Origin of the sequence: Clostridium sp. BSD9I1 (assembly GCF_900185645.1) — a bacterium.
Classification (GTDB): domain Bacteria; phylum Bacillota; class Clostridia; order Clostridiales; family Clostridiaceae; genus Clostridium_AK.
The window spans coordinates 312895-337025 of the sequence record NZ_FYAM01000011.1 but is presented as its reverse complement, the minus strand read 5'-3'; the positions used below and the strand labels follow the sequence as shown (position 1 = coordinate 337025).

Annotated in this window: 31 protein-coding genes and 1 riboswitch; of the genes, 27 read left to right on the top strand and 4 right to left on the bottom strand. The window is 28.6% G+C overall.

The genetic code is table 11. The features are described from left to right. Positions 1 to 89 precede the first annotated feature (89 nt). Positions 90 to 677 (bottom strand): cupin domain-containing protein, encoded by a 588-nt coding sequence (locus BSD9I1_RS07030; protein ID WP_186429741.1) that lies wholly within the window; start codon positions 675 to 677, stop codon positions 90 to 92. A gap of 347 nt (positions 678 to 1024) precedes the next feature. Here BSD9I1_RS07030 and BSD9I1_RS07025 point away from each other — a divergent pair, with 347 nt between their 5' ends. From BSD9I1_RS07025 to BSD9I1_RS06990, 8 genes are all read left to right on the top strand, one after another. Then, positions 1025 to 1663, top strand: a complete 639-nt coding sequence (locus BSD9I1_RS07025; RefSeq protein WP_186429740.1) for a DUF975 family protein — start codon at positions 1025 to 1027, stop codon at positions 1661 to 1663. Between the two features lie 115 nt (positions 1664 to 1778). Next, positions 1779 to 4436 (top strand): UvrD-helicase domain-containing protein, encoded by a 2658-nt coding sequence (locus BSD9I1_RS07020; RefSeq protein WP_186429739.1) that lies wholly within the window; start codon positions 1779 to 1781, stop codon positions 4434 to 4436. Positions 4437 to 4466: 30 nt separating this feature from the next. Beyond that, positions 4467 to 5180, top strand: coding sequence for a PD-(D/E)XK nuclease family protein (locus tag BSD9I1_RS07015; RefSeq protein ID WP_186429738.1), 714 nt, complete (start codon positions 4467 to 4469; stop codon positions 5178 to 5180). Between the two features lie 253 nt (positions 5181 to 5433). Beyond that, positions 5434 to 5808 carry a PH domain-containing protein gene (locus tag BSD9I1_RS07010; RefSeq protein ID WP_035311216.1) on the top strand — a complete coding sequence of 125 codons (375 nt, stop codon included), beginning with the start codon at positions 5434 to 5436 and terminating at the stop codon, positions 5806 to 5808. Between the two features lie 7 nt (positions 5809 to 5815). Next, a complete protein-coding gene (locus BSD9I1_RS07005; RefSeq protein WP_186429773.1) occupies positions 5816 to 6340 on the top strand; it encodes a DUF5662 family protein in 525 nt (174 codons plus the stop codon). Positions 6341 to 6487: 147 nt separating this feature from the next. Continuing rightward, a riboswitch (purine riboswitch) is annotated at positions 6488 to 6587 on the top strand. A 61-nt stretch (positions 6588 to 6648) separates the two neighbouring features. Further along, positions 6649 to 7641: an adenosine deaminase gene (gene add, locus BSD9I1_RS07000; protein WP_186429737.1), complete on the top strand. Its 993-nt coding sequence runs from the start codon at positions 6649 to 6651 to the stop codon at positions 7639 to 7641. Positions 7642 to 7907: 266 nt separating this feature from the next. Next, positions 7908 to 8645 (top strand): LytTR family DNA-binding domain-containing protein, encoded by a 738-nt coding sequence (locus BSD9I1_RS06995; protein WP_186429736.1) that lies wholly within the window; start codon positions 7908 to 7910, stop codon positions 8643 to 8645. Positions 8646 to 8689: 44 nt separating this feature from the next. Further along, entirely contained in the window at positions 8690 to 9937 is a 1248-nt protein-coding gene (locus BSD9I1_RS06990; RefSeq protein WP_186429735.1) for a sensor histidine kinase, read from the top strand. Here BSD9I1_RS06990 and BSD9I1_RS06985 read toward each other — a convergent pair. From BSD9I1_RS06985 to BSD9I1_RS06975, 3 genes are all read right to left on the bottom strand, one after another. Next, positions 9929 to 10060: a cyclic lactone autoinducer peptide gene (locus tag BSD9I1_RS06985; protein WP_186429734.1), complete on the bottom strand. Its 132-nt coding sequence runs from the start codon at positions 10058 to 10060 to the stop codon at positions 9929 to 9931. The genes BSD9I1_RS06990 and BSD9I1_RS06985 overlap by 9 nt on opposite strands. A gap of 4 nt (positions 10061 to 10064) precedes the next feature. Beyond that, on the bottom strand, positions 10065 to 10628 hold the full coding sequence (locus BSD9I1_RS06980; RefSeq protein ID WP_186429733.1) for an accessory gene regulator ArgB-like protein: 564 nt from the start codon (positions 10626 to 10628) through the stop codon (positions 10065 to 10067). 137 nt (positions 10629 to 10765) lie between these two features. Next, positions 10766 to 12055: a hypothetical protein gene (locus BSD9I1_RS06975; RefSeq protein WP_186429732.1), complete on the bottom strand. Its 1290-nt coding sequence runs from the start codon at positions 12053 to 12055 to the stop codon at positions 10766 to 10768. A gap of 920 nt (positions 12056 to 12975) precedes the next feature. Between BSD9I1_RS06975 and BSD9I1_RS06970 the strand changes: the two genes are divergently transcribed. The 19 genes from BSD9I1_RS06970 (at position 12976) to BSD9I1_RS06885 (ending at position 23650) form a co-directional block, all read left to right on the top strand. Beyond that, complete coding sequence (locus tag BSD9I1_RS06970) at positions 12976 to 13467, top strand: hypothetical protein (RefSeq protein WP_186429731.1); 492 nt, start codon at positions 12976 to 12978, stop codon at positions 13465 to 13467. 95 nt (positions 13468 to 13562) lie between these two features. After that, a complete protein-coding gene (locus tag BSD9I1_RS06965; protein WP_186429730.1) occupies positions 13563 to 13835 on the top strand; it encodes a hypothetical protein in 273 nt (90 codons plus the stop codon). A gap of 159 nt (positions 13836 to 13994) precedes the next feature. Next, positions 13995 to 14678 carry a hypothetical protein gene (locus BSD9I1_RS06960; protein WP_186429729.1) on the top strand — a complete coding sequence of 228 codons (684 nt, stop codon included), beginning with the start codon at positions 13995 to 13997 and terminating at the stop codon, positions 14676 to 14678. Between the two features lie 74 nt (positions 14679 to 14752). Beyond that, the gene (locus BSD9I1_RS06955) at positions 14753 to 15040 is read left to right on the top strand and encodes a hypothetical protein (RefSeq protein WP_186429728.1); all 288 of its coding nucleotides are present in this window, start codon (positions 14753 to 14755) and stop codon (positions 15038 to 15040) included. Between the two features lie 67 nt (positions 15041 to 15107). Continuing rightward, entirely contained in the window at positions 15108 to 15578 is a 471-nt protein-coding gene (locus tag BSD9I1_RS06950) for a hypothetical protein (protein ID WP_186429727.1), read from the top strand. A gap of 183 nt (positions 15579 to 15761) precedes the next feature. Further along, positions 15762 to 16673 carry a CPBP family intramembrane glutamic endopeptidase gene (locus BSD9I1_RS06945; protein ID WP_186429726.1) on the top strand — a complete coding sequence of 304 codons (912 nt, stop codon included), beginning with the start codon at positions 15762 to 15764 and terminating at the stop codon, positions 16671 to 16673. Between the two features lie 63 nt (positions 16674 to 16736). Then, positions 16737 to 16976, top strand: a complete 240-nt coding sequence (locus tag BSD9I1_RS06940) for a hypothetical protein (protein ID WP_186429725.1) — start codon at positions 16737 to 16739, stop codon at positions 16974 to 16976. A 90-nt stretch (positions 16977 to 17066) separates the two neighbouring features. Next, positions 17067 to 17273: a hypothetical protein gene (locus tag BSD9I1_RS06935; RefSeq protein ID WP_186429724.1), complete on the top strand. Its 207-nt coding sequence runs from the start codon at positions 17067 to 17069 to the stop codon at positions 17271 to 17273. Between the two features lie 67 nt (positions 17274 to 17340). Continuing rightward, positions 17341 to 17571, top strand: coding sequence for a PF20097 family protein (locus BSD9I1_RS06930; protein ID WP_186429723.1), 231 nt, complete (start codon positions 17341 to 17343; stop codon positions 17569 to 17571). A gap of 100 nt (positions 17572 to 17671) precedes the next feature. Beyond that, positions 17672 to 18013 carry a hypothetical protein gene (locus BSD9I1_RS06925; protein WP_186429722.1) on the top strand — a complete coding sequence of 114 codons (342 nt, stop codon included), beginning with the start codon at positions 17672 to 17674 and terminating at the stop codon, positions 18011 to 18013. A gap of 135 nt (positions 18014 to 18148) precedes the next feature. After that, positions 18149 to 18985 carry a DUF2785 domain-containing protein gene (locus tag BSD9I1_RS06920; RefSeq protein WP_186429721.1) on the top strand — a complete coding sequence of 279 codons (837 nt, stop codon included), beginning with the start codon at positions 18149 to 18151 and terminating at the stop codon, positions 18983 to 18985. Positions 18986 to 19193: 208 nt separating this feature from the next. Beyond that, positions 19194 to 20129 (top strand): CPBP family intramembrane glutamic endopeptidase, encoded by a 936-nt coding sequence (locus BSD9I1_RS06915; RefSeq protein WP_186429720.1) that lies wholly within the window; start codon positions 19194 to 19196, stop codon positions 20127 to 20129. Positions 20130 to 20368: 239 nt separating this feature from the next. Beyond that, a complete protein-coding gene (locus tag BSD9I1_RS06910) occupies positions 20369 to 20680 on the top strand; it encodes a hypothetical protein (RefSeq protein WP_186429719.1) in 312 nt (103 codons plus the stop codon). A gap of 33 nt (positions 20681 to 20713) precedes the next feature. Further along, on the top strand, positions 20714 to 21010 hold the full coding sequence (locus tag BSD9I1_RS06905; protein ID WP_186429718.1) for a hypothetical protein: 297 nt from the start codon (positions 20714 to 20716) through the stop codon (positions 21008 to 21010). A 55-nt stretch (positions 21011 to 21065) separates the two neighbouring features. Continuing rightward, positions 21066 to 21194 carry a hypothetical protein gene (locus BSD9I1_RS18990; RefSeq protein ID WP_278281159.1) on the top strand — a complete coding sequence of 43 codons (129 nt, stop codon included), beginning with the start codon at positions 21066 to 21068 and terminating at the stop codon, positions 21192 to 21194. Between the two features lie 152 nt (positions 21195 to 21346). Continuing rightward, positions 21347 to 22420, top strand: a complete 1074-nt coding sequence (locus BSD9I1_RS06900; protein ID WP_186429717.1) for a S66 peptidase family protein — start codon at positions 21347 to 21349, stop codon at positions 22418 to 22420. A gap of 277 nt (positions 22421 to 22697) precedes the next feature. Further along, positions 22698 to 22910 carry a hypothetical protein gene (locus BSD9I1_RS19090; RefSeq protein ID WP_373419344.1) on the top strand — a complete coding sequence of 71 codons (213 nt, stop codon included), beginning with the start codon at positions 22698 to 22700 and terminating at the stop codon, positions 22908 to 22910. Beyond that, complete coding sequence (locus BSD9I1_RS06890) at positions 22900 to 23220, top strand: TfoX/Sxy family protein (protein WP_186429716.1); 321 nt, start codon at positions 22900 to 22902, stop codon at positions 23218 to 23220. The genes BSD9I1_RS19090 and BSD9I1_RS06890 overlap by 11 nt, the downstream gene beginning before the upstream one ends. Positions 23221 to 23404: 184 nt before the next feature. Then, positions 23405 to 23650 (top strand): hypothetical protein, encoded by a 246-nt coding sequence (locus tag BSD9I1_RS06885; protein WP_186429715.1) that lies wholly within the window; start codon positions 23405 to 23407, stop codon positions 23648 to 23650. Positions 23651 to 24131 lie beyond the last annotated feature (481 nt).

Genomic DNA, 24131 nt, shown 5'->3' with positions numbered 1-24131 from the left:
ACATGGCAAGTGGCAAGTTAAAAAAGCATCTGCAAAATCGCAGGTGCTTTTTATAATTTCAATTTTTTACAAGGGCCCTGGCCCCGTAATTAGTAGCGGTGGTTTTCTTCAGCAGCATCTGCATCTGCTTTAGTTTCATGAACTGTACCACGTGGATGCTGAGGTGGTGCATAAATAGAATATAATTTAATTGGCTTATTTCCTGTATTGATTAGATTGTGCCATGTGCCAGCAGGTATAATGAAAGCAAAATCATCATAGACTCTTGCTTGAAAATTCAAATTATCCTTTCTGCTACCCATTTTAACAATTCCTTGACCTTCTTCAATACGTATGAATTGATCAAGATCAGGATGCATTTCTAGTCCTATTTCTCCTCCAACATCGATGCTCATTAATGTAAGTTGTAGATGAGTTCCTGTCCATAAAGCGGTACGGAAGTTATCATTTTGTTTAGTTGCCTCTTCAATATTAATAACAAAGGGTTTTGGCCCATAATCCTTTAATTTAAGTAAATCATCATCCTCTGGTTCATTAGAAAAGCCTGGGTTGTAGATTGGTTGGCTATTACAGTAAGGACATTGGGTCATTTGATTACCATTTCTCATATTATAGGGGTTATACCTTGCTGCATTCATGTAATAAGGACAAGCATACATTTTACAAAAGTCACACATATTTAAAATTCCTTTCATAAGCTTTTAACATTTATATTATATGCACTATGTTTAGAAAATGTGCTTTTTTTATGGTGTAATCAGCCAAGTGACAGGTGAGAGATTGTTATCCAGTGTTTTATCAAGAATAATCATCCCCAAAAACAAATAAGATATAAGGTAATTGTGAATAGAGGGATATATGAAGGGGAACTTATTTTCATCAGCAATTAGAAACGCTATAGTAGAACGCGTAGACGAATAAAGTAAATAAATTGTTAACAAGTTTCATTATTTAATGTATACTTAATAAGTCTGTTGTCAAATTATGAGCTAATTTGGCAAAATTATTTTTTAAGGGGGAAACTATGAAAATAAACAATGAACTAATTAAAGACAATGCTAACTTAAGAATGGATGCAAGAAATCAGCTCAGAGGTAGATGGGGCACAGCGGTATTATTATGCTTTATATTGTCCATTATAACTTCATTGTTGGCAATTCCTTATACAGGAGCAATACTAAACTTCTTATTATTAGGACCACTAGTACTTGGTCTTAGCTCATGTTTTTTAAAAATAGTTAGGAATGAAGTTTTAAAAATTGAAAACATGTTTGATGGATTCAAAAACTTTGGCTCTGGATTTTTATTACAACTATTAATGTCTTTATTTATATTTCTTTGGACATTACTTTTTATAATACCTGGAATAATTGCTATCTATAGATATTCAATGGCTTTTTATATATTAAGTGATAATCCTGAGATTGGTGCAATGGCTGCATTAGATAGAAGTAAAGAAATGATGAAAGGTTTTAAGTGGAAGTTATTTTGTATGTATCTTAGTTTTATAGGATGGGCTTTACTATGTGTACTTACAGCAGGCATTGGTTTATTATGGTTAATACCCTACATTAACACTTCTATTGCGAATTTTTATGAAAATCTAAAAGAGTCTATGAGACCAGACCTTGAAATAGGAGAAATAAAGGCTTTAACTGAATAGGTATAAAAAGCATCTGTAAAATTGCAGGTGCTTCTTCTTTGAAATTTTTTCCAAAGGTGTGGCCTCTTAATAAATATATATGGTAAAATAATACATAAATGGTTTTGATAAGAGGGTGAAGGCTATAAATATTAATGATTTATTTATAAAGAGTGGGTTTGAACCTAATAAGGCTCAAGAAGAGGCTATAAAAGATATTAAGGGACCATTATATATAGTTGCAGGTCCTGGTTCAGGTAAAACTAGAGTGTTGCTGTGGAGATGTGTAAATTTAATTGTATTTCATGATATTAAGCCAGAAGAAATATTTTTAAGTACATTTACAGAAAAGGCTGCCAAGCAGCTTAAAGCTGGCTTAATTTCACTACTGGCATTAGCTACAGCTGAAACAGGAAAGCATTACGACATTTCTGATATGTATGTAGGAACAGTACATTCTCTATGTCAAAGATTTATTTTAGATAAAAGGTTTAAAAATGCTTTAAAGAAAAAGTTACCTACTCTAATGCAGGAAATAGATCAATATTTTTATATCAGCAGTAACAAGTTTTTAGGTGAAGCTATAACAACATTAGGATTGCCTGAAACATATAAAGAAGATATAAGAGAGTATATGAACCTTAAATCTACTTCGAAAAATGAAATAGTGAATTGTTTAATGTCTGTGTTTAATAGATTTTCAGAAGAATGTATAGATGCAGATGAAATTATAAGTAATAAAAAATCTGATAAAACCCTTTCAATGCTGGGAAAGTTATATAAGTTTTATCTTGAAAGCCTATATATACAACCCAGGAAAACTATAGATTTATCTCTGCTTCAGCAATATGGTTATGAGGTTCTATGTGTAAGTAGAAATAGCGGAAGTATATTTAAACACATCATTATAGATGAATATCAAGATACCAATAATATTCAAGAAAAAATATTCTTTAAGCTCTCAAAGAATTTTAAAAATATTTGTGTTGTTGGAGACGATGATCAATCCCTTTATAGATTTAGAGGGGCCACCGTTGAAAACTTTGTTCAATTCCATACTAGATGTAAAACATACATTGGTGTTGAGCCTAAGAAGATAAAATTAAACATTAATTATAGGTCTAGAAAGAAGATAGTTGAGTATTACACAAGTTTTATAGAAAAAGAAAACTGGGAAAATGAATTTATTAAAGGGCGATATTACAGAAATGTGGACAAGAATATAAAGGCTAACAGCAGTGATAATGGAGCTGCTGTTGTAACTACTGTAGGGGACAGGCCTCTTGGGGTATATAAGGAAATAGTTAAAAAAGTAAAAGAAATGATAGATAAGAAAATAGTTTCAGACCCATCCGATGTGGCAGTGTTATTTACCTATTTAAAAGGCAATGAAAATGCAGCAAAATTTAAGGCAGTCTTTGAACAGGCTGGTATAAAAGTTTATGCACCTCGCGCAGGGAGATTTTTGGATAATCCAGAACCAATTCATATGTTTGGATTAATGATTTATTTATTTGGAGTACCTGAGGTAGATGAGGAATTTAACAAAGGAAAGCAGAAGGAATTTAACGATTGGATACAAAAATGTTACTTTTCAGCAGAAGATATGATTGGTGAAGATTATAAGCTTAGAAACTTTATTGATGAAACAATTATTGAGCTGGATGATTTAAAAAGGGATTATGTTGAGATATGTAAACATATGGGCAAACTGAATATTTCCTTTGATGAGCTAGTAGGCAAGAAAAGTTTTGCTGAATTTAAGTACGGGATAACAGGTAAATTATCTGAAGCAGGGAAAAGGGAAATAAATAAAAAATCCTTGGAGAAAATTATAGATAAAAAGCTTAATGAAGGGAGTAAATTAACCTATAGATGGTTAGTTAATAGGATAAATTCTTTGGATTGGAACTTAATGGACTTATTTTATAGGTTATGCGGTTTTTACAGGTTTAAAAAGATTTTTGATAATGCTGAAGAGGGAATTGATGAAGGCCCTATTTATAATTTATCTAATATAACTAAATATATTCAATTCTTTACTCAAAATAATAATTTTGGATTAATTACGGGACAAGCATTACAGGAAGAAGCCTTTATAAAAGTATTTATAATGTCTTATATAGGAGCACTGTATAAAAGAGAAGAAGGAGATTACGAAATTAAGGATGAACCCATACCAAAGGGGAGGGTATCATTTTTAACTATACATCAATCAAAGGGATTAGAGTTTCCAGTGGTTATTTTAGGCGCAGTACCCCCAGTAAAAAATACTAAAAATAGATTGGAAACCATAGTAAGGCCTTATTTGCATGGGGAGTATGAACCATTAGACAAAATATCTTCCTTTGATAAAATGAGATCGTATTATGTTGCATTATCTAGAGCAGAAAACTTACTTGTAATACCAAACTTTAGAGGCAGGGGTCAAAACATGCATCCATATTTTAAGGAGGATATTTTAAGCATGGAATTGCCATTAATAGAAAGCTTAAATGTGAATTCAATACCTAAAGCTAAAAAGAAAAAGGATGAAGTTGTAAAAGTCTATTCCTACACCTCTGATTATTTGGCCTATAATGAGTGCCCGCGAAAATATATGATTTATAAAAAATACAACTTTGTTCCTGCGAGAAATACCACAACTTTCTTTGGAAATTTGTTGAATAAGACTTTAGAAGATATTCATAAGCATTATATAGAATTAAGTCATAATGGAGAAGAAACTAAAGAAACTAGCGAGGTAACAGTGAAGGAAATTGAGAATGAATTTTCTTTAGTCAATAGCGGCTAGGGACTATAAAGTAAGGGGGAAACTTATAGCATGAATATGGACAAGCTAAGGGAATTGTTTGAAGATAATTTTGAAGAGCTAAAATTTGAAACAGGGCGTTCTATAAATTCAAATATGAAAGAGTTTGCATGGCAGCAGGTTAAGTTATATTATGAAAAGTTAGGGGAAGTAGCTAAGGACATAACAGAAGCAGAGATTAAGCTTACACTGCCAGAGCAAGTAACACCAAAGGGTAAAAAGTACACCATAGAAGGCACTGTAAGTGTTGGGGAAAAAGAAGATAAAATAACTATGTATCAAATAAAATCCCATAGCTGCGATGAGGTTGAGAAGAATAGAGAATTGTACAGAGGGCAATTAAACTTGTATGCTCATATGTGGAAGAAGCTAAAGGGTACTGAAATAGACAATATGGCCATAATAGCAACTGCATCACCTGCAGAGCTTAGAGAGGCAATAAATAAAGGTGATGAGGTTTTGGTAAAGGCATTAATAGATAGCTGGAATCCAGTAGTAAACTTAGATTTTGATGATACAGAAGGGGAAAAGCAAATACAAAGCTTTGGTGAAACCGTTGATAAAATTGAGGAGAGGCAATTTAAGGCACCATCCTTAGCAAAATTAAAAGAGATAAAGCAAGGACAAAAGGCACCTTTTGGAACAGCTGTATGTAGACATTGCGATGCAAGATATTCATGCAGGGCATATGAGAAAAGTGCCACCCACATGGCAAGTGGCAAGTGAGGGAGGAATCTGTAGAGTATTGCAGCCTCTCTTTTGTTGAAATATCGCTTTTAAACCTAAAACCTCTCCATTTTAAATGTTAAAACTTAAGTATTATAAATATAGCTCATAAATGATATAATTAAGGTGAGATTTAAGTTAAATTGCATAGTAAATGAATAAGTTCAATCTAAAGTCTTGGATTGGTTTAGTGCAGATTTAAATATGCTTTAATAGTTGTTATAAATAATAAAGAAAATATGGAGGATTTAAAATGGGATTATTTAGCGGAATGATGGGAAATGCATCTAAGTGTGATGCAGCAGATGTAGAGAAGGAATATGGACATTTATTAGCTGAAAATGAAAGCGTTGATAAAGCTTATAAACTTATAAGAGACATGATTATCTTTACAAACAGAAGATTGATATTCATCGATGTGCAAGGTGCTACTGGCAAGAAGGTGGAATACCATTCAATACCATATAGCAAAATAAATCATTTTAGTGTGGAAACAGCAGGACACTTTGATTTAGATGCAGAGCTAAAGATATGGGTATCAGGAATGGCACAGCCAATTGAGAAAAAGTTTAATAAAACATTAGACATATATGAAGTTCAAGCAGAGTTAGCAGAGCATGTTAGCTAAGTCAATTATAAATGGAATTAATCATTTTAAGACAATTACAGCCCACAAAATACTAGTAACGAAATATTGTTTTAAAGTTGGGCTGTATAAGCAAGGCCTTCTTCATGATTTATCAAAATACTCCTGGATAGAGTTTTCTGCAGGAGTAAAATACTATATGGGGAATATGAGCCCTAATGGTATACAAAAGATGAAAGAAGGATATTCTAGAGCATGGCTTCATCATAAGGGAAGAAACAAACATCATTTTGAGTATTGGCTTGACTATGGAATAAAAATTACTGATGGATTAGTTGGAATGAAGATTCCAGTGAGCTATGTAGTGGAAATGTTTATAGATAGGATGAGTGCTTCAAAGAATTATCAAAAGCAGCAGTATACAGATAGGGCAGCCCTTGAGTATTATAATAGAGGGAAGGATTATTGTATCATACATAAGGAATCTAGGGAGTTATTAGAACTTCTGCTAAATAAACTGGCGAATGAAGGGGAAGAGGCAACCTTAGCTTTTATTAAAAATGAGATTTTATAGTGCCACCCACATGGCAAGTGGCAAGTTGCAAGGTTACAGTTAGAATATGACATTAATTATAACAAACTCATGAATGTAAAGAAGGGTGAGCATGTTTTTTCCCTTGACATCAAAAATAAAATTTAGTACAATTTCATAAACTTAATATTTTAAATAAAACTAAAGTTTCGTATAACCCCAATAATATGGTTTGGGGGTCTCTACTAGGAACCTATAATTCCTAATTACGAAGAAAATATATATTTTTTTGACATATATTTTCTTTGTGATTAGGAGTTTTTTTATAAATATATAATTAGGAGGATACTATGAGTTTTGAGAATTTGCCTAAAATTGAACTTCACTGTCATTTAGATGGAAGTCTTAGACCAGAAACAATAATTGATATAGCAAAGAAAGAGGGAATTGATATTCCTTCCTTTGATAGGAGCGAGATTAAAGGGCAGATTACTGCGCCACTAAAATGCACCTCTCTTAATGATTATTTAAAAGCATTTGCAATTCCCAATTTAGTAATGCAGTCAAAGGAAAGCTTAAGGAGAGTTACTTTTGAACTTTTTGAAGATGCGGCAGCGGAAAACGTGAAATATATGGAGGTAAGATTTGCTCCTGTGCTTCATATGTTAAAGGGATTAGAAATAGAGGAAATAATACAAAGTGTTATAGATGGGATTAGAGATGCAGAACAGAAATATGATATAAAAGGAAATGTAATATTATGCTGCATGAGACATATGTCTGCAGATAAAGCTTTTGAAGTAGTTGAAAAAGGTAAGGAGTTCCTAGGAAAAGGAGTCGTTGCAATAGATTTAGCTGGGGGAGAAGAAGAGGGATTTAGCAGAAAGTTTGTGGAACCAATAGCCTTAGCTAGAAAATATGGATATAGAGTAACAATACATGCAGGGGAAACTGGAATAGGTAAAAATGTATTAGAAGCAGTTGAACTTTTAGGAGCAGAAAGAATTGGGCATGGAGTATTTATAAAAGATTGCCCTGAAGCATATAGGATTGTCAAAGAAAAAAATATTGCCCTTGAGATATGCTTAGCAAGTAATGTGCAAACAAAAGCAGTTAATAGCTTTAGAGAGCACCCAATATATGATTTTTACAAGGATGGAATAAAAGTAACATTAAGCACAGATAACAGAACTGTATCAGATACAAATATGACCAAGGAATTTGAGATAGCATTTAAGGAATTTAATATTAGTTATGAAGATTACAAACAAATTTACTATAACAGTGTTGAAGCAAGTTTTGCTGATTTAGAAACAAAAGAAAGATTGAGGAAATTGATATAGTGCCACCCACATGGCAAGTGGCAAGTTGATACCTTGAGAAAGCATGGGTTTTATAGCCCGTGCTTATTTTTTTATTAACCTATGTAAGTTCATTGCATAAATTGCATAATATTGACACATATAACCATATTTTGTGGTAAAATCGAATGGTGAGTATAAAATATCTGCAAAATATTTAAAAGCTAGAGAGTTAGGGTAAAAACATGAAAATATTTAATTAACCCTATAGCTTTTTTTATAATTTACTATAGGAGGATAACTTACTAATGAAATCTATTCTTTTAGTTGAAGACGATATTAACCAGCGACTAAATCTTAAGAAGATGCTGCAAGAAATAGATTGTGATTTGAAGATTTATGAAGCCCAAGATAAAGATGAGGCCTTAGAAATTTTAAATAATGAGAATATAGAATTGTTTTTCATAGATATTTCATTGAAAAATTCTTCAGGATTGGATCTTGCATTAGAACTTAGAAAGATACCTAAATATGAGCTTAGTTGGATTGTTTTTTTAACTACTCATGTTCAATATATGTTTCAGGCTTTTAAGGAAATTCATTGTTATGATTATATTATAAAGCCTTATGAAAAGGATGAAGTAATTAAATTAACGAAAAAACTTATATCAGGTACATATATAAATAATATAGCTATAAATGAAAGAAAATATGTAGTTTTTGAAATCAACAAAGGAATTAGTACAAGATTATATATAGATGAGATTATCTTTATTGAGATGAGTCTTAGGACATGCATTGTACATACTAAACAAGGAAAATATGAAATAAAAAGATTAACTTTAAAAAAAGCATTAGAGTTAATTGACTCTGATGATATTATACAGTGCCATAAGTCCTTTGCAGTAAACATTAATCATATAAATGGAATTGAAAGTATATCAAGCAGATTGAGTAACATTCATTTTGATAATTATGATAAAACAGCTCTTTTGGGGTATATGTTTAAAAATATAGTTGAGGAAAGATTTAATTCAATTCAATAGGTATTACTAGATTTGAATTAAAGTTAAAAGGAGGAATAGAATAAATGTATATAGCTAAAGAGTTTATTACTACAGCCATTGAGTTAAGCGCTTTTATGATATTGTGGAAAAAGTTTAGATTAAAAGAAGAAAAAACTTTTTTAAAAGATATAATCATAATATTAATAAGCTCATTTGTAGTGGCTGTAACAAGTGACATGAAAATTTATTATAATATGATATTTAGTTTTTTAGTCTATGTTTCTTTAGTTTCATATTTTTATCGTAAAAAATTTACTGCTGCATTTTTAGAATTTTGTTTGTTTTTAACAGCAATAATGATATTACAATTAATTTCTATGTTTACTTTAAATATTCTAAGTTTAAATAAGTATTTAGAACCATTTTTATTCAATTTATGTGCAAATTTTATTGTGCTCATTATTGCGATAGTTATATATTATTTAGTTCCAGATAAAATTAATATTGCAAGAATAGATTCTAGAATTGTTTATTATTTTATAATTAATCTTGCTATATATATAGCAGCTTTTAAAATAATTTGGAATTATGATAAGAATATTATTTTAGATAATATAGTTGTAATCATTTCAATACATGCGGGACTATTTGTTTTAAATTTAATTTTATATTATTACATAATAAAGATGAATGAAGAAAAAAAGGCTATGCTTATACAAAATACATATAATCCTATCATAAACAACATTATAGAAGAAGTTAAAAGTAAGCAGCATGATTTTAAAAATCACCTAAATACTATAAATGGATTAGTAGAGTTAACAGATGAAAAAGGGGTAAAGGCTTGTGTAAAAGACTATATAAAGTCATTAAATTATTCTACTAAAAGCATGGAAGATATTTTATATATTAATAATCCCATATTAGGGGCTATAATATACAACAAATTATGCAAAGCTGAAAATACTAATATTGATTTTTTATATTTTGTGGACAATAATTTAAAAGAATTAAATATAAATGATTATGAGCTTTCAGAAGTATTAAATAACCTTTTAGATAATGCCTTTGAAGCTGTTGATAACAATAATAGGGAGGTTATATTAAGGATAACAAATGAGGATGGTAAATATATTATAGAAATTAGAAATAAGGGAACAACGATAAAACCTGAAAATATTTCTAAAATATTTAAAAGAGGTTTTTCAACTAAAGAAGGTAAAAATCGAGGATATGGACTGCATAACGTAAAAAAAATAGTTGAACACATTGGAGGGGAAATTCAACTATTTTTTGAAGATGATTATACAATTTTTAAAGTATTAATCTAATAAACTTTCAGGTATATCAGGCTCACCTATGTAACCCATAGAAGCTGTAGTAGCTATAATTTTTGATAAAGATATTAAAAATAATCCAAGGGCTTGTACCATTAATTTCTTTTTAGTTTTCATTGATTTACTCCTTTCTCATTTGTATTAGCTGCATTACTTGCAATATTATTGTAATAAAGCCGCAGTTTAAATAACTTATATCTTTTATATAAAATAATAAAATACATATCCAGAATATCGTAAAGAAGGTGGAGATAATCTTTAAAATAGACCTTCTTTTTTTATTTTTGATAGGTCTTCTTTGATTTGGATAAGGTGATTTTAATGCAACTATAAAAATGCTTAACAATCCAGCTATATAATAAATTGAAATATTGATTTTAGGTAAAATTGGAGCAATCAAGCAAGTACCTAAAAAAAGTAATGTGGAGCATAATAAACATTTAATTGTAGTATTACAGTGATAACCACCTGAAAAAATTCTGATAGAAAAGAAAATCATAACTGAAAATAAAAAATAGTTTACTTTCCCAAGTATCAAAAATAAAAGTAGTAGTGCAGCTGTTTTAAATAATTCATTAAAAATAGCTTGCAGAGAGTAATTTATTTTTTCTAAATCATCAGTACTTTTAATATCACTATTTTTTTCTATATAAGAAGTTATTTTATATGTAAATTCATTTATCATTTGTCATTCACCTATTAATATCATTATTTGAAAAATAACATAAATGTTAGCATATATCAATAGAAATGGCACGAAACGTCAAAAAATGAGCATGAAAAGAAGTTTAAATAAACTTGTTAATGTGCTCATTTATTGTTTTATTTAGTATTTTTATAATTTTTAACCCATTCATATAATGGATCAATACCGTTTTTATAATCTTCTAAAGTTTCGTCTATACGCACTTCTGGAATAGTCACTCCAAACTGTGTCAAGTCAGCTGGCTCAACAGAACAAGATAAACTTATCTTACTATTTGGAAGAGAAAAAAAGTTGTTACTATAAAATTTTAAAGATTGTCCAGGTTTTTCACCTAAAACAATTACTTCATCCGGATAGGCAGCCTTTAAATGAACTGCATTTTTAATAGCAGCTGAGAAAGTACCTGGACCAGTAAATATAAATATTTTAACTTTAGGTATATATGGACGTAAATGGTCAGTATATAACTCCTCAAGCAAATACTCTTTACCACCTGAATTCTTTCTTAAATCAATTATAAATTTATCAAATTCATTATTATATGCGGTTTCACATAACTTAGTGCCAACCTCCCCAAACTTAAGTTCTTTAAAGTTCTTTATTCCGCGAGGTTTAGCTGTCATCTCATTGTGACAAGTATTATACTGAAAATACAATATTTTGTCCTCTTTAACATAACGATACCAGTAATTGGGGTTATCTATCTCCTTTTTATACTCTAGACTAACTGATTTTTCAGGTGACAAATCTCTTAGTTTAATTAGGTTTTCATATGATAAATCTTTAACAGGATAAATATCAATACTTTGCTCCTTGTCATTACCTTTAAAAGTAAAAGTAGCTTTTTGTTTATCTGCTATTCCATAATATTTTAATACATAGTAACAGGATATTATAGCTGAATTATCATGTCCTAAACCTTGTTCATTTTCATAAGAAGATAGTTTATTTATTTTATTTAATATATTTTCCACAGAAATATCATTGATTTTTACAAGTTCCATTCCTAAAACAGATTTGAATTTTTCGTCTGCTGCTATAACTATTAATTTATCTTTAAACCATTTAAAATTCAACGGATATCTTTTTACGTATAAATTAGCCGTATCTAAACTAGTATGCAAATCTCCTAAGGTTGCTAAAACTTCTTGTAATCTTATCTCTATCTCATAATCCTTTAAGTTAGGAACATCTTTTTTTAATGTGTTAATTGATTTATCAAAAGATTCCTTTGATGTTTTTAAATACATATTAGGATGATTTTTATTTAAAGTTACTACAACATAATCAATGTCTTCTATCCATTTCTTTGTTTTTATATTTTGGTATATTATTTCATAAGTAAAAGTGACTAAAATACATAATATAACTACAATAAAAAATCTTCTTTGTTTTATAATATTCATTAATTTGCTCCTTAAATTTAATCTATTCATAATCTATTTTATATACTAAAAAGATAAATACAAACTTAATGGCATGAAACGTCAAAAAATGAGCATGAAAAGAATTTTTATTCCGTTTATGCCCAAATTTTTACGTTTCGTGCCAAATGGATTAACATTTTTGCTTATATATGCTAATTTAATTATGTACAAGGCTATAATTTAAATATAAAAGAAGTTGTATTTGAGTAATTTCAGGCAAGAGGTAAACATATGAGATCGCTTAAAGCAATTAAATTTGCAACTAAATATACTATTACGTTTTTTTTATCAATTTATATATCTTATGTTGTGGGTAAAAGAGTAGATAAGTTCTTAGGAAAATACAATTTACCAAAACCTATTCATAATATTTTATTTGTTATTTTTCTTATAATTTATATAATCTTAGTAGGTTACATATTAAAACCCATATAGTTCTAAATATTTTAGATTCCATTAGAATTCTTATATATAATATCTAATAAGAAGTATCTTCATTTTAACTCCTTACAGTGTAAAGCATGTGATCACATGTTAAAAAATATAATATAATCTAAAACGCTAATAATTAAAATGAAGAAGAATAAATCAAAGGAAGGAAGTGTTAGAAAGGAAAGTAGGGTATTAAGGTTTTTATTAATGGGATAAACTAAAATAATATAAAATGCGGTAAATAAAAGCTAATCTAAGTTTAGATTAGCTTTTATTTATAGGCAAATTGTGAACCATACACTAGCCCCAAACTTATTAAATTATTCCGTTTATGCTCAAATTTTTACGTTTCGTGCCAAATGGATTAACATTTTTATTTGTATATGTTAATTTAATCATGTCAGCAATAGTATTCACAAGGAGTGAGTAATGGTTGTGAGAAAATATTTTATTTGAGGGGAATTAATATGTCAAAGAAATTGATAATGATTATTTTTAGCTTATTTATTCTTGTATTCTTTGTAGGATGTAATAATGCAGAGATTGAAGTTAAGTCAAAAGGTGGATTAAAAATTTATAACTGGAGTTCAGCATTAGGGAGTGTTAATCAAAATAATTTGTATAAGACAAAGTATTCTTATTCTATTAATCTAATTAATGAAGATGAAAAAACTATTTTTATAAAATCTGTACAACCGTCAGTTAACGAGATAATAAAGAATAAAATAATGAGCAAAGAAATGATTGTCGACGTAAATAAAAATTTAAGACCTAATGAAATAATTAAAATTAATGGAGAAATAATTATTGATACCAAAGGGTTGGGGAAATCAGATATAGTAGCACTTGACCCACTTATTACAAATATAGATGTTTCAACAGAGGAAGCTGTAAGTCTAAAAGAACGGATCTTAATCAAACTACTATTAAGGGGTTCTCATCCTGGGAATCAATGGTAGAATAGGATGTGAAGAAGTAATAAGGGAGATAGACTATGAATAACAAAATTCAATACATACGAAAATAAATTAGTTTATATTGGAGGAATTGATTAATGAATAATGAAAAATTCATTCGGAGGTGGGAGAAAACTAGACAAAAGGGTGATGGGAGATATGTATTAACTAATGGAATAGCCATGGGTATAGGCATGTGTATAGGTGCTATAATTAATAGATTAATAATCCATAAAAACTCATTTGATTTCTATATGTATTTTGAATATTTTATAGCAGGTTTTATAGGTGGAATAATTTCAGCAATTATAAGCTGGTCCAAAAATGAAAAAAGATATAATGAGTTAGTGAATAGTAATTTAGACAAGTAGTAATTCTATTAAAAATAGAGTGGGGACTATTGTGCAAAATATAGGTATTATAGTTGAAAAGATCAAATTAGTTTGCAATATATTTAGGTTTACTCCAATTAAAGGCATAATAGTATTAAATTATGAATTAGCTTATATTTAATAAAAGGGTGTAAGGAAATGAAGATAAAAAAAAGAGTGCATGTAGCTAAATTATGTATAGCAGTAATAATTATTGGATTTGTAATATGTTTATTCAATAGAATTGGATATGTACCTATTATAGGAAATATGATTGCCGAAAAAAAGTTAAGTGAATACTCCAGTGTAGTAAAGGAAAGTGATCAGAAGGTTGAAACGGAGTATGATTTGTATAATAATAAATATCAGTCCATTAGCGGAAACCTTAGCTATAGACTACAAGATGATACAATTTATGATGAAGAAGCTGCTAAACAGGTGAATTCAGCAGCAAAAGAACAATATACCAGAATAAAGGAAGAGTTTTCAGAAAATCTGAAATTTCCTTCTGGAATTAGTGTTTGGACAGAACTCAATGCAGACGATTATTCAATAAAATGTCAAAGACTTTATCTTTTGGGTATCTATAATGTGGAAAGTATATCAGAAGAAGAGAGTCAAAATATGCCTGCAACTATTGCACAGGAGTTCATAAATCTTATGGGTAAAAATTATAATTTTACAGGAATACAACTCATTTACTTCGATAAAAATGGTGGCTACACAATTGAAATTTCTGCTGATACTTTTAAGAAGTTAGAATATCAGGATATGCTCAAGAAAACAAGAAAGATGCAAGAAAAAGAACTTTCAGAAGATTATTTTGAGTGGTTAGGTGAATAATATTTAGCATGAATGGAAACATCGAATAAAACCAAATTTTTAAAATTGCTTTGGTAGCAGTGAATTATTATGAAATGAAGGTGGAAGTTATTAAAGAAAACTCTTTTTTAAAAGTACATCTTAAAAAAATTTACTTTATCATCATAACATTACTTGCTTTAGCGTTGTGCCTAATATCTAAAAGTGCTTGTGCAATACTTTTTATCGTGTCATTTACAGATGATGCTATATATATTATAAGTCCCGATTATACTAAAAAAATATACGAAAAAGATTTGTATATAAAAGCAGCTTTACTAGGGACATTGTTGGGATTTATAGTAGAAAATAAGGAGGCTTTTTCTAGTTATTTTATTTCGTAAGATTTTTTAAGGATGCAATAATAGTAAATTTTTATAAAGAAGAAAATGCAGATATAAGGAGATTTTTATGGGACTTGAGCATGAATTTTTTTTAGTAACATACGATGAGTATGAAGAAATTGGGTATGACGGATATCATTTTTTAAATAGAGGTTTAAATAATGTTGTATTAATTCATGATGATATAATTGAATATATACAGGATACTTTGAACTGGATACCGTCAATTAATCCAGCAATGAATTATGAAAAGGGATTTGGATTAAACAATTATGGAATCACATTGTTTGATAAAGAAGGAGCGGAAGTTATTCTAAGTTTAGCAGGGGCATGGGCTGACTTATTTTCAAGGGGTCCATCTACTTTAAAACTTACTGGAAATTACTGTTTTACAGGAAGTGATACGTATATGCCAGAAGGAAGCTATGAAATAATTGAAATATCTAGAGATAAGCTTGTTGAGAGGCTTAGACAATTACAATTGTTTTCAGAGAGGGTTATATCTAATAAATACCTCATTCTTCATTATGGTATATAGGAGTTATAAGATTAGGAAATAACTTTTATATTTTGCAGATTAAAATTAGAGTATTACAAAATAAATATCATGGGGGAGTATGATCTTGAGAGAAAGTGATGATAGAAAAAATATAACGGATGGCATATGATTCATTAACTATTTTTAGTTGATGATGTACTATACAAAAGAAAGGTAGAAGTTATGGAAATATCAACTCAGCAAGAAGGAATATCTATAAAAGAAAGTATAAAACTATTTTTCAAAATCAATATATTATTAGTACTATTTGAAATTGCTTTTAATATAGTACTAATATTTTTTTGGGGTGCATTATCTGTATATTCTGAAGATAAAAATGTGAATGTAATTATTTTATATATCAGAGGATTAGTTAGCATACTATCATATGTTTGGGTTATTAGAAAAATAATTAAGGAAATTAATCTAAAAGAAAACTTCAAATTAAAAATTCAATACAAGCCCAAATTAAAGGAATATATGTATATAATTTTAGCGGTAATAGGATTTAGGATTGTTTATGAAAATACCTTAGGATTATTAATGTCAAATATTCCAATGAGTCCATGGCTGGAAAGTGCTTTAGAAAATGCTGTTAATGAAAATATTAGCTATTCTATCCCGTTGTTTATTATTTCAGTTATTGTGGTTGCCCCAGTTTTTGAGGAAATAATTTATAGAGGAATAATATTAGAACAACTATATAAGAGATATGGAAGTTTAAAGGCTATAAGTATTTCCTCACTGTTATTTGCAATAATGCATTTAAATATTCACCAAGGAGTAAATGGGCTTTTCTTAGGAATAATATTGGGATTTATATATATCAAAACCAATTCATTATTACTTAGTATGTTTTTACATTTTGCAAATAATTTCCTGGTGATAATATCAATATATCTTCCGTTTTTAGATGCTGACAGCCTTAAATTTAACATAGTTGAGCTAGTATGCGGAGTATTGCTGCTATTAGTTGCATACAAATTTTTTAATAATATAAAAATGGACGAAGGTAGAAAATTCAATTTGAATATTAATTCTAAAATTAAGAGTGATAAGGTTTTAGATGTGAATTATAATTCGGAATCTAAATAGTACCATATATTTATACAAGCGTCATAACAGTAGAATAATGTGAACGATGAAGGTGGATATGTTATGGAACTAGGCTGGGCACTTGGAATTCTTATAATTGTATTCGTATATGAGAAAGTACGAAGACCTATTGTTTGTAAAAGAAAGATATATAGCCATATCAATAATATTGGTGGAAAAATAAATAGCATAGAAAAATTAACTCTCAGAGATGAAGTTTATAGTGTTTACTACACTGTTGACGGTCAGTCTAGTCATTTAACTGTGAAGTTTAATATTTTTTATGAATCTATATGGACATAGCTTTATAAGATTTATATTAAAAAGAATTCTTAATATACAATAGTTATAACATATGTTGAATTCCATAGAAATAAATAGGGGGAATATAAAATGTTTAAATTGGGAAGCTATTTACTATTTATAACGTTTACTCAATTGATAGTTGCAATATCATTTACTCAATTATTGCCAGGTGTTGGCTCAACTTATGCATTTGAGCACGTACATCCTCTGGTAAAGATTATAATACTAATTGAGTTGATTTTTTCAGGATTTCTTATATATGAAGGTTATTCTAAAATTGATAAAAAGAATTAACCAGTATATATACTTTAGTAATATAATGGGAATTTTAAAAGTTGATGAAATGTGAGGATGTGATATAATGCGTTGCCCTTATTGTAATGAAGAGATGAATAACGGAGTTATTCATAGAGATAGATACGCAATTAAATGGGTGCCAAAGGACAAAGACAGAGGATCGTTATTACAATGGTTTTCAAGGGGTATAATTCTTGCAGGCATGGGTGAAAGTGTTGAAGATGTATTTTATTGCGAAAAATGCGAGAAGATTATAATCGATACAAAAGGAAAAATAGATACAAGAAAAAAATAATAATTCAAGATGACATATTGTATAGTTTTTTTATTTGTATGATAAAAGTAATATATCGTGAGTATGATTAAGCATTTACAATTTCATAGGGGGATAAAAAATGGATATAAGTGTAATTTTACTTTGCTCTACTATGCTTTTGGTTATAATATTCATAGCTGTTAGGTTAGCAATTAATCCATTGTTAAATAAACAAGATAAAATCATTTCAGAAAGCAAGGATTTTGGATTAGTTAAATTACGGGATATAGAGGTACTCAGTAATTTTGAGCTTGAAGAAGTAATAGAGCTTTATCAAAATAAGGGCGTTAAAAAGAAGGATTATGAGCAGTATGAAAAATATGCAAGGGTACTAAGAGAATTGAAAGAGATGGGTTATTTTTCTGATGAACAGTATTCCAGCAAAATGAACAGACTTAATAATTATTTTAATGTTGATTAGTGTTTATAGGCATTTTTATTATAAAAAGAACATTATTTAATTCAGAAGTTGTAGTGGAGATTATTTATATAACTTTATGAATCTATATCTTTAGAATAGAAACAGAGTTATCTAACCACAAATAGGGGGGAAAGAATGACAGCGGAGACATTAAAACTTAAATTAACACAAATTAAAAGAGATAATTATGTGATTAACTGTGAGAATTTATATTATTCTTACGCATTGGATATGCTTAAACACATTGGAACAACGGATAAAACCCTGCGTGATGATTTAATTTATGATGTTTTTGCAAAATGGATTAATCAAAATCGGTTTACTACTCAACAGATTCAAACTTTTTTGGCAATCTGTATAGATAACCAGCATTTGATGAAGTGTGTTGGTGCTGAAAATGATGATACAGTTTTCACTCGTACCTTTTCTGCACTTATTATAGCTTTGATACTATATTCCCACAATCAAAAAAAATTTTTACCTCATAATGTAATTGTCGAAACCAAAAACCTCATAATCGAGTACTATACTAAAGAAATGGATTTAAGAGGGTACATAGACAATAAAGGGTGGGCTCATTCAGCAGCACATGGAGCTGACGTAATTGATGAATTGGCACAATGTACTGTTCTCTGTAAAGAAGATTTGCAAAGGCTACTTATGATATTGCAGTTAAAAATATGCCAGGGAAAGTACGTATACATTGATGGAGAACCTGACCGGATAAGCGTTGCCGTGAGAAGTATTTTCATGAGAAACGAAATTGATGAATATGATATAGTGTTATGGTTGGAAAGTTTTAAAAAGTACAACTCTACGAGTAACTCGTCAATCGAATGGTATCATCAAAAAATTAATATTACAAATTTTTTAAAGAGTTTATATTTTACTTTGAAGGTTTGTATTCAAGATTTTATCATAGTTGATAAAATTCAGGATTTAATTACTACTCTATATGGAGGTGTTTTATAAAGAGGAATTAATTAAAATTTTAAATCAACCTATAAAAAATTTTAATTTGCATCTTCCAATTCTATGTCATGGTTATGCTAGTACATTAAGTATAAGAGTTATGTCATATCCTGGAAAAAGAGATAACGATTTTTAAAAAATATTGAAAATGAACTTATAAAATAAAAACAAGCATTTACAAATTTTAAACTATTGGAGTGAAATTAAAGTGAAATTAGAAACAACCGTAAATTTAGAAAGGATATCAACTACAGTAGGTGGAATTATTTTATTAAAGTATGCAATTGAGATTTTAGTTTATAAAGCTAATATGGCGATTCATATAGTTCCAAAATACTTATCTACAACTATAAGTTACTTAATAAGTTACAGTTTTCTTTTTATATTCATTTATTTCATATTTAAGATAAGAGCTAAAGAAGTGTTTTATCAACATGAAAAAAAATTAACAGGAATTAAGGCTAGTTTAGCTCTATCTTTATTACTGATATCTATATCGACTTTTTTTAGTATTTCATTTAACTATTTTTCTGGCATTGGCAATATATTATCTACAGTATCTGCTAATCGTGTTGAAGAAATAAATTCCTTTAGAATGGATACCTTATTGGCTGGATGTATGGCAGCTATGTTTGAAGAAATGTTATATAGAGGAATTATTTTACAAAGACTAAAAAATCATGGTAATGTTTTTGCAATAATAGTATCAGCAGTTTTATTTGGATTTATGCATGGTATTCGCTTTATTGATACATTTGTAGTTGGAATAATGCTGGGATTTGTTTATGTTATAACAGGAAATTTAATATATCCTATTTTTATGCATTTTTATGTAAATGTGATACTTGCAATCATTGGGTATATAACATTATTCTTATTTCCAGCTATGAGTAACATTCAATTTATATTTATTCGTCTAGGGATTTTAATGATTATAATCCTTACAACTTATGTTATATGCAAATATCTAAATGTGTTTGATAGATTGCATATTAGGAGTAAATTCATATATATAAAATTTTTAATAAAAAATGAAAAAAGTAAATATAAAACCTTTTTTTATTCACCAACAATAGTAATGTTAATTATTAGAGAGATTTGGATAATAGTTAATGGTATAGGAGTGCTTTTGGGGAATATTTAAATTTTAACATATATAATTATATGCATGCTAATTAGGACATAAAAATATTTATGAAGATTCTATTTGTTTCACCCTTTTCGTTTCTATGCCAGTTTATTTTACTTTTAGGAGTTATATGGGGCATATAGCATTTGCCACTAAACCTGTTTATAGTCCAACGACGCCTTTTCTTATTTTGTGGCGCAAGAGTATTATAATCCGAGCTCATATATTATTAAAGTGGATGGGGGAAAAGTTTTATGCTAAGGATTATACTTGGTGTAGTTTATATTATTAGTGCAATTTATGTAGGAATTTACACATTTAATAATAGCTACAATATGCCTTCTTTAGTACGTGGATTAAATGAAGAAAACTACGAAGTTACTGATAAAACAACGTTTAATAAAATCATGATTATTAGAAATACATTGGAATGTATTTGGATTTTCTTCTCAGGAGTTTTATGCATAATTTATAATAGTCCATCTGCTGTTGCTTTACCATCTCTCTATTTTATTATAGATATTATTTTTTCTAAAATAGCAAAAAAGTACATTAATATTAAATAGAAGAGTGTATTGTTATAAATTAGGAGGTATATTATGAATTCTTCATCTTTTGCATATGTTTATTTAGTATTAGGAGGTATATCTATTATTTTAGAACTACTTCCAGAAAATATTTATAAAAAAATGATTATCAGTTCTCATAGAGTTAAAGATACAGAAGAATATATTAAAAGAAGTAAGATTATAGGTATATTAACAGGTGTATTAGCAATACTTACAGGAAATGTAATATTAGTTAAAGGGTTTAAATACTCCCCGATATTTAATTCGATAATGTTATTAACCATTTCAATAGGTGGCTATTTTAGAAATAAACTATTGATAAAGTAATTTCGTTATTTTATTATAAAGTGCTGCAGGGCCACATGGTTATGGAAATATCATCATGACTGGAATGACTATTTTCAGTGCAGTAAAGGTAACAAGATATCTATGTTGTGACTGCGGATATTCTGAAGAATGGATTGATGATAAGAAAGATATAGAAAAAATTATTTATATGATAAAATGGTGAAATTAAATATTTAGAAATCATTCTTTATATGGATGGTATTATAGTATTATTCAAAGTGGTACAGGCGTTAAACATATATATTGATAAAAATTTAAGATAGTACATTATAAATAAAGATTATTTATGTAATTGGTATACGGGGAGTGATATTTATGAAAAAGCCAAAACCATTAGCAAAAGGAGACAAAGTTGCAGTTATAAGTATTTCGAGTGGTATGCTTGGTGAAGATTTTGCAAAACATGAATTGGATTTGGGACTAAAGAGAATAAAAGAGTTTGGATTAGTACCTGTTATAATGCCAAACGCATTAAGGGGAATAGAGTATTTGAAAAACCATCCAGAAGCTAGAGCACAGGATTTAAAAGATGCTTTTTATGATACATCCATAAAAGGCATTATTTGTGCAATTGGAGGAGACGATACATATAGAACATTACCATATTTATTAGATGATAATGGTTTTATTAATGCTGTTCATAATAATCCTAAATTATTTACAGGATTTTCAGATACAACAATTAATCATTTGATGTTTTACAAACTTGGAATAGGTACTTTCTATGGGCCTAATTTCATTTGCGATTTAGCTGAATTGGATGAAGAAATGTTGCCATATACAAGGAAAACATTTTTGAAGTATTTTGAAAGTCATAAGGAAGATTATATAGAATCAAGTAATGTATGGTATGAGGAGCGTACAGATTTTTCTATGGATGCTGTAGGTACAAGCAGAGTAGAGCACCTGGAGGAAAGAGGATATGAAGTTCTACAGGGAAAAGGGAAATGTAATGGAAGACTTTTAGGTGGCTGTCTCGAAAGTTTATATGATATATTAACTGATACAAGATACGACGATCAAAAAGCCATATGTGAGAAGTACGGGTTGTTTCCAACATTAAATGAATGGAAAAATAAAATATTGTTTATTGAAACTTGTGAAGAAAAACCCAAACTAGAAGTATTTGAAAAAGAATTGATTGCTTTAAAAGATACAGGAATATTTAATGCTATCAACGGAATTATTGTTGGAAAGCCTCAGGATGAACAATATTACGAGGAATATAAAGAAATGTATTATAAGATTATCAAAAATAAAGATCTACCAATTATCTATAATGTGAATTTTGGTCATGCATATCCGAGATGTATAATTCCATATGGAATTGAGGTAGAGATTGATTTGGATATAAAGGCTATTAAGTTAAAGGAATCTATATTTGCATGATTTCAGGTTGATTATTATAAACAGTAAATTTATGAGGGAGAATGTATATTATGAAGAAATCAACCATTACAGCGGCATTTAAAACAGATATTAAAAAGTATGGGAAGTAGTTACAAATAACAATAAATATGAGTGGCGGAGCGATTTAAGTAAAATTGATGTTTCAGTAGATGGGAACTCTTTTGCAGAATATACAAAAAATAATTTTTCTACTATATTTAATATTACTTAAAAAAAACCTTATGATCTATATGAATTCGATATGAGCAATAAAAATATGAAGGGTCATTGGATTGGAGTTTTTAGTCCTATTACTAATAATGGTACGCAGATTGAATTTATAGAAGAAGTATCAGTAAATAATCCTATAATGAATTTATTTGTAGGTGTGTATCTAAAAAAACAGCAATCACTTTATATAGCAGATTTAAAAAAAAGAACTGGGAGAATAAATTTTAATTTTTTGGAGGAGATAAGATATGGCTTCTAGTCAAGAATATTTAGATTTTATTATTGGACAGTTAGATATACTGAACAATATTTCTTATAGAAAAATGATGGGAGAATATATTTTATACTTTCAAGGAAAGATTTTTGGAGGAATATATGATGACCGTTTTTTGGTTAAGATAACCAAAGCCAGCAGACAGTTGATGCTAGAGACAACTGAGGAATTGCCTTATGATGGTGCAAAACCAATGCTTTTGGTTGAGGATGTTGATAACAAAGAGTTCTTATATCGATTAATTACAGAGATGTATGAAGAACTTCCTACTCCAAAAGTAAAAAAGAAAAAGTAATTTCTAAAGCCCAGATAAAAAACATTAAGGACTGATGAAACATTAAAGGGAAACTATGACGCAATTATAGTATTTTGTGGGGCAAGAGTATTATAATCCGAGCTCATATATGATTAAAGTGAATAAAGACATAGGCAGACGTGTTTGTAGAGAAGTCTATATCTAATAAATATCATGGGGGAGTATGATCTTCAGAGAAAGTGATGAAAGAAAAAATATAACGGATGGCATATCATTTTTTACTGAAGGTGATTTATTTAAGAAAAAAGAAAATAGATTTTTGTTACAGGTTTTTGGATTATCAATTCTATTGTTTGTCATTGTAAGTAGAATTTTACCAAGTGACAGCGGTATTTCATATTTTCTATCATTAATATCTTCAGTGTTAATTACTAATGGATATAACAAAGCTAAAAAGGAAGATAGGTAGTAGAAATATTATACAACATTAGAATATGACGACTAAACCCTAAATTATCAGTTAATAACATTTATTAGTGTGATTAAAACTATTCTGTAATAAAGTCTTAATTTTTAATTTAACTTTTTGATATTATATATACAAGCTAAAGTTAATACAATAAAGAAAATAATATAGTGAAAAATGGACTTTCCTTGTTTCTCACTTCTAGAATCCTTACATCTAAGATAAATTAACGTTAAAAGAAGTAGTGCTGTTGTACTTAATATAAGCCTAATTACTTCGCATAATAATTTATATTGTTCAATAGTAATCATAAAGGATATACAAAATACAATAATGTATAAAAAGTAGTATCCTTTTTCATCAAATATATCTTCTTTCAAATTCTTAAAAAATATAATTGCATGTAAACTTTGAATTGTAAAGATTGGAGTATTTATTACGTTTTAAACGGAAATTCTAATGTCCTTATAATACATAATATAAA

What these genes read in the sequence shown, in the direction of transcription:
- BSD9I1_RS07030 (WP_186429741.1), bottom strand. Translation starts at nt 677, where the DNA reads ATGTGTGACTTTTGTAAAATGTATGCTTGTCCTTATTACATGAATGCA.
- BSD9I1_RS07025 (WP_186429740.1), top strand. Translation starts at nt 1,025, where the DNA reads ATGAAAATAAACAATGAACTAATTAAAGACAATGCTAACTTAAGAATG.
- BSD9I1_RS07015 (WP_186429738.1), top strand. Translation starts at nt 4,467, where the DNA reads ATGAATATGGACAAGCTAAGGGAATTGTTTGAAGATAATTTTGAAGAG.
- BSD9I1_RS07010 (WP_035311216.1), top strand. Translation starts at nt 5,434, where the DNA reads ATGGGATTATTTAGCGGAATGATGGGAAATGCATCTAAGTGTGATGCA.
- add (WP_186429737.1), top strand. Translation starts at nt 6,649, where the DNA reads ATGAGTTTTGAGAATTTGCCTAAAATTGAACTTCACTGTCATTTAGAT.
- BSD9I1_RS06995 (WP_186429736.1), top strand. Translation starts at nt 7,908, where the DNA reads ATGAAATCTATTCTTTTAGTTGAAGACGATATTAACCAGCGACTAAAT.
- BSD9I1_RS06990 (WP_186429735.1), top strand. Translation starts at nt 8,690, where the DNA reads ATGTATATAGCTAAAGAGTTTATTACTACAGCCATTGAGTTAAGCGCT.
- BSD9I1_RS06985 (WP_186429734.1), bottom strand. Translation starts at nt 10,060, where the DNA reads ATGAAAACTAAAAAGAAATTAATGGTACAAGCCCTTGGATTATTTTTA.
- BSD9I1_RS06980 (WP_186429733.1), bottom strand. Translation starts at nt 10,628, where the DNA reads ATGATAAATGAATTTACATATAAAATAACTTCTTATATAGAAAAAAAT.
- BSD9I1_RS06975 (WP_186429732.1), bottom strand. Translation starts at nt 12,055, where the DNA reads ATGAATATTATAAAACAAAGAAGATTTTTTATTGTAGTTATATTATGT.
- BSD9I1_RS06970 (WP_186429731.1), top strand. Translation starts at nt 12,976, where the DNA reads ATGTCAAAGAAATTGATAATGATTATTTTTAGCTTATTTATTCTTGTA.
- BSD9I1_RS06965 (WP_186429730.1), top strand. Translation starts at nt 13,563, where the DNA reads ATGAATAATGAAAAATTCATTCGGAGGTGGGAGAAAACTAGACAAAAG.
- BSD9I1_RS06960 (WP_186429729.1), top strand. Translation starts at nt 13,995, where the DNA reads ATGAAGATAAAAAAAAGAGTGCATGTAGCTAAATTATGTATAGCAGTA.
- BSD9I1_RS06955 (WP_186429728.1), top strand. Translation starts at nt 14,753, where the DNA reads ATGAAGGTGGAAGTTATTAAAGAAAACTCTTTTTTAAAAGTACATCTT.
- BSD9I1_RS06950 (WP_186429727.1), top strand. Translation starts at nt 15,108, where the DNA reads ATGGGACTTGAGCATGAATTTTTTTTAGTAACATACGATGAGTATGAA.
- BSD9I1_RS06945 (WP_186429726.1), top strand. Translation starts at nt 15,762, where the DNA reads ATGGAAATATCAACTCAGCAAGAAGGAATATCTATAAAAGAAAGTATA.
- BSD9I1_RS06940 (WP_186429725.1), top strand. Translation starts at nt 16,737, where the DNA reads ATGGAACTAGGCTGGGCACTTGGAATTCTTATAATTGTATTCGTATAT.
- BSD9I1_RS06935 (WP_186429724.1), top strand. Translation starts at nt 17,067, where the DNA reads ATGTTTAAATTGGGAAGCTATTTACTATTTATAACGTTTACTCAATTG.
- BSD9I1_RS06930 (WP_186429723.1), top strand. Translation starts at nt 17,341, where the DNA reads ATGCGTTGCCCTTATTGTAATGAAGAGATGAATAACGGAGTTATTCAT.
- BSD9I1_RS06925 (WP_186429722.1), top strand. Translation starts at nt 17,672, where the DNA reads ATGGATATAAGTGTAATTTTACTTTGCTCTACTATGCTTTTGGTTATA.
- BSD9I1_RS06920 (WP_186429721.1), top strand. Translation starts at nt 18,149, where the DNA reads ATGACAGCGGAGACATTAAAACTTAAATTAACACAAATTAAAAGAGAT.
- BSD9I1_RS06910 (WP_186429719.1), top strand. Translation starts at nt 20,369, where the DNA reads ATGCTAAGGATTATACTTGGTGTAGTTTATATTATTAGTGCAATTTAT.
- BSD9I1_RS06905 (WP_186429718.1), top strand. Translation starts at nt 20,714, where the DNA reads ATGAATTCTTCATCTTTTGCATATGTTTATTTAGTATTAGGAGGTATA.
- BSD9I1_RS18990 (WP_278281159.1), top strand. Translation starts at nt 21,066, where the DNA reads ATGACTGGAATGACTATTTTCAGTGCAGTAAAGGTAACAAGATATCTA.
- BSD9I1_RS06900 (WP_186429717.1), top strand. Translation starts at nt 21,347, where the DNA reads ATGAAAAAGCCAAAACCATTAGCAAAAGGAGACAAAGTTGCAGTTATA.
- BSD9I1_RS19090 (WP_373419344.1), top strand. Translation starts at nt 22,698, where the DNA reads ATGAAGGGTCATTGGATTGGAGTTTTTAGTCCTATTACTAATAATGGT.
- BSD9I1_RS06890 (WP_186429716.1), top strand. Translation starts at nt 22,900, where the DNA reads ATGGCTTCTAGTCAAGAATATTTAGATTTTATTATTGGACAGTTAGAT.
- BSD9I1_RS06885 (WP_186429715.1), top strand. Translation starts at nt 23,405, where the DNA reads ATGATCTTCAGAGAAAGTGATGAAAGAAAAAATATAACGGATGGCATA.